General features: G+C 54.1%; 3 protein-coding genes. 2 read left to right on the forward strand and 1 reads right to left on the reverse strand.

What is annotated here, in order from left to right; genetic code table 11:
* Together BOW51_RS10255 and BOW51_RS10260 are read left to right on the forward strand one after the other, a co-directional pair.
* Nucleotides 1-842: PLP-dependent aminotransferase family protein (locus BOW51_RS10255; RefSeq protein WP_503167677.1), on the forward strand; the 842-nt coding region annotated here is incomplete at its 5' end.
* Between the two features lie 3 nt (nucleotides 843-845).
* Nucleotides 846-1,202 carry a diacylglycerol kinase gene (locus BOW51_RS10260; protein ID WP_078477626.1) on the forward strand — a complete coding sequence of 119 codons (357 nt, stop codon included), beginning with the start codon at nucleotides 846-848 and terminating at the stop codon, nucleotides 1,200-1,202.
* Nucleotides 1,203-1,270: 68 nt separating this feature from the next.
* On the opposite strand, the gene BOW51_RS10265 is transcribed toward BOW51_RS10260, so the two are convergent.
* Nucleotides 1,271-1,977: TatD family hydrolase (locus BOW51_RS10265; protein ID WP_217349037.1), on the reverse strand; the 707-nt coding region annotated here is incomplete at its 5' end.

Raw genomic sequence — 1,977 nt, forward strand, 5'->3', positions numbered from 1 at the left:
CAGGAATCATGCTGACCAATCCATCGACCCTCGGCGTATTTGAACAGCGTATCGAGGAGATCTCCCGCCTCGTGCATGAGGCTGGCGGGCTGCTCTACTATGACGGCGCCAACCTCAATGCGATTCTCGGCAAGGTTCGTCCGGGCGACATGGGCTTTGACGTAATTCACATGAACCTGCACAAAACCTTCTCGACCCCGCATGGTGGCGGTGGTCCGGGTGCCGGTCCTGTTGGCGTCAGCAAGCGCCTTGAACCTTTCCTGCCGATTCCGATGATCGCCTTCGACGGCGACAACTACCGCTGGGTAACGGAAGAGGAACGTCCGCAGTCCATCGGCAAGCTGTCTGCCTTTGCCGGCAATGCGGGTGTACTTATGCGTGCCTATATCTACGCACGTATGCTTGGTCGCGACGGCATGCTGCGGGTCTCGGAGTACTCAACACTGAATGCAAACTACCTGATGGCGCTACTCAAGGAGTCGGGTTTTGAAATCGCATTCCCTGACCGCAGGGCAACTCACGAATTCATTGTCACCCTGAAAAAACAGGCGAAAGAGCTCGACATCAAGGCGATGGATTTTGCCAAGCGCATGCTCGATTACGGTGTGCACGCACCAACAACCTACTTTCCGTTGCTGGTTCCGGAATGCCTCCTGATTGAACCGACCGAGACCGAATCAAAAGAGGATATCGACTACTTCGCCGAGGTTATGCAGAAGATTCAGCACGAGGCGGAAACAGAACCTCAAACAGTCACCGGGGCGCCATTCACGCAGCCAGTTCGCCGTCTTGATGACGTTAAGGCAGCACGTGAACTTGACCTGCGCTGGAGCGGAAAATAAATAATGAAGCCGGGGAATACAGGATTGACCCGTATCATCAAGGCAACCGGCTACTCAATCAAGGGTATCAAGGCCGCCTATAAGCATGAGGCAGCCTTCCGACAAGAAGTTGCTGCCTCCCTGGCCCTGATACCGCTTGCACTTTACCTTGGAGAAACTGGAGTGGAGCGCGCACTGCTGCTCGGAAGCTGGCTGCTGGTTCCACTGGTTGAACTGATCAACTCATCGATTGAAGCTGTGGTCGACCGTATTGGCTCTGAACATCACAAGCTATCGGGAAGAGCAAAGGATATCGGCTCTGCCAGCGTGGCGCTGGCAATCATATGGGCCCTGATCCTTGTACCAAAGCATCTGACCTGATCTGTATCCAGCCTTGTCAAGCAACGAGGCAGCAAGTGCCGGATCACATCAATAACGTGAACTGCAGCCTATCTTGATGCAGGAAACAGGCGATAGAAATTGTCCGTCGTGATCTTCGTAATCTCCTCGACCGACAAGCCTCTCAACTCCGCAATCTTTTCTGCCACGTATGAGACGTAGCCGGGCTCGTTAGGCTTGCCCCGGAATGGAACCGGTGCGAGATAGGGGGAATCGGTTTCGATCAGGATACGGTCAAGCGGCACCTTGCTAGCAACTTCGCGCAACTCTTCTGCATTCTTGAATGTCACTATGCCTGAGAAGGAGATGTAGAAACCGAGTTCAAGAGCCTGCTGTGCCATTTCCCAGGTCTCGGTAAAACAGTGCATGACGCCGCCAACCTCTTGCGCATGCTCTTCACGCAGTATACGGATGGTATCTTCACGTGCATCCCGGGTGTGGATGATGAGTGGCTTGCGGCATTCACGCGCAGCACGAATATGGGTACGAAAACGCTGCTGTTGCCACTCCAGGTCCTCCTTGACGTAGTAATAGTCAAGCCCGGTCTCGCCGATGGCGCCATTTTTCGGGTGTGCAGCCAGTTCAACCAGCTCTTCAACACTTGGTTCCCTTCTGTCCCTGTCATTCGGATGCACACCGACGGAAGTCGAAATCGACGCAAAGGGCTCAACCAGCTCCAGCATCGCAGGATAACTTTCAAGGTCAATCGAGACGCATAGCATGTGATCAATGCCATGCTCCATGGTCTTCTGAACCA

The sequence above is a fragment of the Solemya elarraichensis gill symbiont genome, from assembly GCF_002021095.1.
In the GTDB taxonomy this organism is placed as follows: Bacteria; Pseudomonadota; Gammaproteobacteria; order Chromatiales; family Chromatiaceae.

Excerpts from the sequence above, each read along its gene's own strand:
- BOW51_RS10260 (WP_078477626.1), top strand. The coding sequence starts at position 846 with ATGAAGCCGGGGAATACAGGATTGACCCGTATCATCAAGGCAACCGGC.